We start from the raw sequence: 5,977 nt of genomic DNA on the forward strand, positions 1-5,977 counted from the left end.
ACGCTCCGCCTATGTGAAGTTCCCCTGTAAGCGGTTTAGCCTTTCGACTATAGCTACAATACGCCAGTGACACTTATTCCTACCACACGTACTGCATGCCGACCGTAAAACGGACACACAGAAGCGGGCAAAGCTCGATCTAAGATGCTTATTTGATGAACAGAAACACTAAATTAACGAAGACTTATCATTTTGAGTCTTGATCTAAATTCATTTTGCTGTGAAAATGGAGTTCAGGTACAAGCCTTTGCGTGAAATCATAACGGTCGCCAAACCTTATGATCTTCGTTATTCGATGTTGTAGCATCAAATAACTGCGTACCGCTGAATATATGGGAAAAGCCACTTGTTTGACAAGTGGCTTTTTTCATTTCTACTTCGCTATTCTTTGAATTTACCAATACTTAAATCACCATTAAAAACTCAATAATAATAAAATCAATAACTTATATTAAAATATGAAATTTTTGGTACATTTATAAACAAAATTCATCACATATATATTTTAAAAATCATATACTTATACTGATTATATTTTAAAATATTTTCTGCCTGTTTTTATCGGCATCCTGTAAGGTGCGTATGGTGTATCTGTTTTTAAAATCGGTTTTTAAAATCGGTTTTTCACCGATTTTAGGGCGTTTTAAATTAAGGTGTTTAAGTGGACAAAAAACGTTCTGTTTTTAATAAGAAAAAATGGCTTAGAAATCATTTAGAAGAAATTCTACGCTTAAAAAAGCAAGGTTCTACTCATCAAGCCGTTATTCAACACCTAACAGAACAGCAAAATATGCCCTTTGATTTGTCAGAATCGTTGTTAAGTCGCTACTTAAAAGAATTTTCGGAAGATGAGTCCACGTATAAAAAAGTAAATGACAACCTACAGAATAGACTTGAACGCAAAAATGATCGCCTAGCAGAAAAAAATCATGAAATACAAAATCTGAAACGCAGATTAGAACGTGTCTTAGAACGTAATTTACATTTTGACGTTGAAAACGAGTGCCTAAAGGATCGTAATCGGATATTAGAAGATAAATTTTTAGATGGTGAAGCTCGCTTTAAAAATTTAGAACGGTATAAAGGACTTCATAATGTTCGTCAGAAATTTAGAGAATTAGAAGAAAAAAATGATGACTTTTTTCAGACCATTCTGAGCTTAGAACGACGCTGTGAAAGCCTTGCAAAGCCACATGAAGAAGCAAATGAGAAGATTGAAATCCTACAAGCAGAAAATGAAAAACTGAAACATGATTTTGATTTAATTCAGGCAGAACTGGAGGAGTCTAAGCAAAGAGTTAGCTCTTTACCTCAGGATCAGTCCGCTATTCAACGCTTAAAAGAAAAAATCGTTCAATTGACCACTGAAAATAAAACTCTATCTTCAAAACTTTCAGAAACAGAAACCGCCCTTCAACAAAAACGTACCGCAGAGTTGGTAGAAGAAGATCCGCAGATGCTTAATCCTATTGTTGCCATGAAACTGCATATAAAGCGATTACAGAGCGATTTAAAAAGAAATGAGGGATTACTTAGGGAAACTGCGAATGAGCTGTCTAATAGCGAAATAAGCGCTAAAAAGGATAGGTTTCTTGCCTATGGCTTTATGTTTATGAGCCTTGTTCTGTTAGTTTTTCTGTTTATTTAATCTCGATGCTTTTGAATATGGTATTCACCATATTCAAAAGTCGAGAATCTTGCGACAAGAAATTTGAGGGCAATTTTGAACGTTATGAAACTAGGATATGCCTAAGCACCAAATAATCTTTTAAAGAATCCTTTTTTTTCTTCTATTTTTGGCTCATCAATCGCTGTTTCTGCCTGTTCCTTAGGCTGTTTTTCCTGTTCCTCAAAACTGTTTCTACTTGTTTCGGGTACTGTTTCCACTGTTTCTACACTGGATAAGTTTCCCTTGTATGTAATCATCAGTTTATAGTCATCGAAATCTTTTCTAACACTTGATATCTCTTGCTTTAGGAACTCTTTGTCCTGTTTTAATTCTTTAACTTGTTCACGTAATTCTCTCAATAAATCCTCGTTGTTTCCGCTGTTTCCAGAAACAGGTTGAGTACTGTTTTCGGAAATAGTGGGAGAAACAGATTTTTTCGATGAACCAAACACTCGAATCATGTCCTGAGCATCAATAACTTGTACACCATCATTATTTTTTTGTGGTGTTAGATCACCACGTTTAATCGCTTTATAAATTGTGGTACGTCCCACCTTAAACTGTTTTGATGCTTCAACAATGGTCAGTAAGGACATAAGCTATTCCTGATAATTTAATGTTTAAAACAATTCGCTGTGTGTTCCTGCTCGGACAAAAACAATCATCTCGAACTTAGACAACGATTCAATGCGATAAACCAGTAAGAAATCACCACCAACATGCAATTCACGGCAATTCTTCCACTGATTGCCATTTAAAGCATGATCAAGCCATTCTGCGCCTAAAGGTTCATCATTAGCGATTAACAGCATCATGACTTCCTTGAGCTTTACCATGTCATAGCGACCGCTACGAGAAAGCCTTTGCCAATCTGCTAGAAACTCTTTGGTATAGTCCGATGATCGAGGTAAAACGGCACGTTTAGATTTAGCTGTTTTTTTCGAGGTCATTAAACAAGTCTTCTACAGTTTCAAAACGGGCTTTTTTCGCTTGGATCAGTTCATCTGCTTCATTCAAAGCAGAAATCGTCTTAGCATTCGGTACACGGACATCAAATGGTATTGCTTGTTCTGCTACAACACGAGTTAAAAAGATTCGTACAGCATCAGATACAGACATACCCATTGATTTTAAAGCCTGCTGTGCTTGAAGCTTGGTATCATCATCAATTCGAACGTGTAGCATTGAGGTTTGAGAAGTCATGTCTTCACCTTAATGTTATGTAACTCAATTGAGATACATGATAACATATTATTAATGTGATAAAACGCCTGCATTAAATTCTTATTGGTAAATTTAGCTAATCAAAGTCGTGGAACATTGCTCACTAATTAGGCGTGGAACGTGAATAATCCATAAAAAAGCCCAAGTAGGCATACTTAGGCTTTTTATATCGACATAAGACTATGAATTATATGAAATAAAAAAAAGCATTTCGTATAACGTGCATTATGTTAATTTTAGAAAAACTATAAAATGGGATAAGCATTATTTTGCTCATTCATAAAAAATTGACTATTAAGCTATTCATATTCTTTTTATTCATTATCATAACCTTACGAATTAAAATGATGTTTGTTCAAATATGTCTATTTATGAAAAAATCCTTAATGAAATTAAAGCCGATTACTACGTCCAAAATTATGCAAATGATGGTCAAAGATTCGTAGCTTGGTATTTATTCAATATTTTAAAGCAAGATAGAAATCAAACTAAAGATGCTATTACTGATGGTGCAGATGATAAGCAAATAGATGCAATTGTAGTTGATGATGAAAAACAGTTAATTCACATAATCCAAGGAAAATTTACCTCCGGCAATCAAATAGATGCTGAGCCACTAAGAGAAGTTTTATCTTCATGGATTCAATTAAGAGATTTAGTAAAATTACAACAGGTGTCAAATGCAAAATTACAAGTCAAACTCGCTGAAGTTGCAAAAGCTTTTGAAGATGAGTACGAAGTTAATTTTGAATTAATCACAACAAGTAACTTAACTGATTCTGCAAAAAAAGACTTAGAAACATTCCAAAAAAGCCTAGCAGAAATTTCAGAAAATGAAGATTTTGATGCAACTATTTCTTTAGTCGATGAAGCTGAATTAACTAGACGGTATGAATTAGCACTGGAAACAGATAATCCTCAAATTAATTACACTTTAGATTTATCTGATAGTCAGTTCATGGACATAGAATTAGCTGGAACTAAAGTTGTCGTTGGTGCAATTCCATTAAAGGAAGTTGTAAAAATACAGGGAATTAAAGATGGCTCCCTCTTCCAAAAAAATGTAAGACAAAGCTTAGGTAATAGTAATACTGTAAATAAAAAAATTAGACAAACTCTACTTGGTGATAAGCATAAGGACTTTTTCTTTTTCCATAATGGCATCACAGCTATCTGTGACAGAATGGATTTGGAAAATAATCAATTAAAAATGTATGGATTGAGCGTTGTTAATGGATGCCAGTCTTTAAATACAATTCAAAGCTGTAGTGAAACAGTTAAAAAACTTGAAGAAACTTATGTCTTATTTCGATTCTATGAAATTCCACAAAGAGATAGAGCAGATCTAATTAGTATCAATACCAACTCTCAAAGTGCAGTGAAACCTAGAGATTTAAGAAGTAATGATAAAAGGGTTCTAAACTTAAAACGCCAATTTGAACAAAAATATGCACAAGGATATTTTATTACGAAGCGTGGTGAAGTAGCACCTTCAGACAAGGATAAAAACTATGTTATTGATCTATCTGATTTAGGAAAATATTTAATTGCTTGGCATTCCCAACGCCCAAATATTTCATATGGTGAAACCAAAATATTTGATAAATATTTTGAAATCCTATTTAAAAGAGATTACAAACCAGAAAATATTCAGGCTTTAAATTTATGGATGACAACAATCAAAAAATACTGGGTTGAAAGTAACCCTCTCAGACTAAATGAAACTCTTTTATCAATGAAGGCATATGCACCTTTCCATCATTTATATGCAATCTCTATTATGTTCTCAATTGCTAATAATCAACAAGATAGAGTGCCTGAGCCTTATGTAACTTGGACTAATGCAAATACAGCCAATATGGTAGAGCAAATTATTAAAATGACAGCAAGTTGTCTTAATTCTGCATTAAAATCAGCTTCTACTAGAACAATTCCTAACAATGGAATTTTTAGTCCTCAAAATTGGATTAAATCAAAACAAAGTCTAAATGATATTAATTTTGCAATACAAAACTATATAGACATGCTTAGTTATATGGATGGGGGAGAAGATCAGTATAAAAAGCTCATGGATACTTTAGCGATGAACCAAACAAATTTTGAATATAGATTACAAGCAGATTAAAAATACATGGTAGAAAAAACCGCTCTTTATGAGCGGTTTTGGATAATATTCAAAATACTAGGAGTCTATAAATAATTTAGGGCAATCTATCTAGCTGTTTACGTAGCTCATATAAAATATTATCAATTTACATAAATAGAACTATTACTTTGACAAAATCAGCATCAATTTTTTGTCTTTTTCATCTACAAAAAAGCCCCTATATTCCCTATTCAAAGTTATTTAACATAAGTTTCTTATGCGAATTCAAAAAAAATTCTTAAATCATCTGAACTTTTTGATTTAATAAAATCGAAATTACTTAACTTCAATGACCTAAATTTCTGCTCAAGTTCAACTGAATAAATAACTAGTAAAGGATCATCACTCAAGGTCAATTCTTTACAATAACCAACACCATGGTTTCCCTGATAACTAAAGAAAACAAAGTTTTCATATAATAAAAGAAAATCTTTAACTGAAATAAAATTATCATCTCCTCGTAAAGAAAAAGAAGATGTAACTCTAGGAAGATTAAACATAAAATTACTCAAAAAAGTATTTAATTAAATGATCTCAACTCATTCAACATCACCACAGCCTTCGCTTCGCTTAGGGCTGATGGTGAACGTTGAGTGAGTTTCGGCAATACTCACCCTAAGGGCGTGATTTTAAAAAAAATCATCATCCCTTAAGTATTGCCGAATAACCTGATTGGGCTGACGGAGCCACGCATCGGTCGTATCCGCACATAGCTTTGCATACTATGCAGACAAGGACTAAAGGCTTTGCACCTCTCTCCACGCGCTCCCTGCCGCTACACGGCTGTATCTCTGCGAGGGTTTCCCCAACATGCAACTTAACAGTCCAATGCAACTACTCCTCACGCTCCGCCTATGTGAAGTTCCCCTGTAAGCGGTTTAGCCTTTCGACTATAGCTACAATACGCCAGTGACACTTATTCCTACCACACGTACTGC

At 33.9% G+C, this 5,977-nt stretch carries 6 protein-coding genes; 2 read left to right on the forward strand and 4 right to left on the reverse strand.

Translation table 11 applies throughout. The features are described 5' to 3' along the window. The first annotated feature begins 661 nt into the window (after positions 1–661). Positions 662–1,648, forward strand: a complete 987-nt coding sequence (locus F960_RS17880; protein ID WP_004869123.1) for a coiled-coil domain-containing protein — start codon at positions 662–664, stop codon at positions 1,646–1,648. 101 nt (positions 1,649–1,749) lie between these two features. Here the strand turns inward: F960_RS17880 and F960_RS17885 are convergent, their stop codons facing one another. Genes F960_RS17885 through F960_RS17895 form a run of 3 tightly spaced genes read right to left on the reverse strand, consistent with a single transcriptional unit; the run spans position 1,750 to position 2,872 of the window. Then, positions 1,750–2,265: a plasmid replication DNA-binding protein gene (locus F960_RS17885; protein ID WP_004869127.1), complete on the reverse strand. Its 516-nt coding sequence runs from the start codon at positions 2,263–2,265 to the stop codon at positions 1,750–1,752. A 24-nt stretch (positions 2,266–2,289) separates the two neighbouring features. Beyond that, on the reverse strand, positions 2,290–2,619 hold the full coding sequence (locus F960_RS17890; protein WP_004869129.1) for a type II toxin-antitoxin system YafQ family toxin: 330 nt from the start codon (positions 2,617–2,619) through the stop codon (positions 2,290–2,292). Then, positions 2,597–2,872: a type II toxin-antitoxin system RelB/DinJ family antitoxin gene (locus F960_RS17895; protein WP_004869132.1), complete on the reverse strand. Its 276-nt coding sequence runs from the start codon at positions 2,870–2,872 to the stop codon at positions 2,597–2,599. Before F960_RS17895 ends, F960_RS17890 begins: the two co-directional genes overlap by 23 nt. Positions 2,873–3,254: 382 nt before the next feature. Between F960_RS17895 and F960_RS17900 the strand changes: the two genes are divergently transcribed. After that, complete coding sequence (locus F960_RS17900; protein WP_004869135.1) at positions 3,255–5,018, forward strand: AIPR family protein; 1,764 nt, start codon at positions 3,255–3,257, stop codon at positions 5,016–5,018. 236 nt (positions 5,019–5,254) lie between these two features. On the opposite strand, the gene F960_RS17905 is transcribed toward F960_RS17900, so the two are convergent. After that, entirely contained in the window at positions 5,255–5,539 is a 285-nt protein-coding gene (locus F960_RS17905) for a hypothetical protein (protein ID WP_004869137.1), read from the reverse strand. Positions 5,540–5,977 lie beyond the last annotated feature (438 nt).

Source organism: Acinetobacter gerneri DSM 14967 = CIP 107464 = MTCC 9824, assembly GCF_000368565.1.
In the GTDB taxonomy this organism is placed as follows: Bacteria; Pseudomonadota; Gammaproteobacteria; order Pseudomonadales; family Moraxellaceae; genus Acinetobacter; species Acinetobacter gerneri.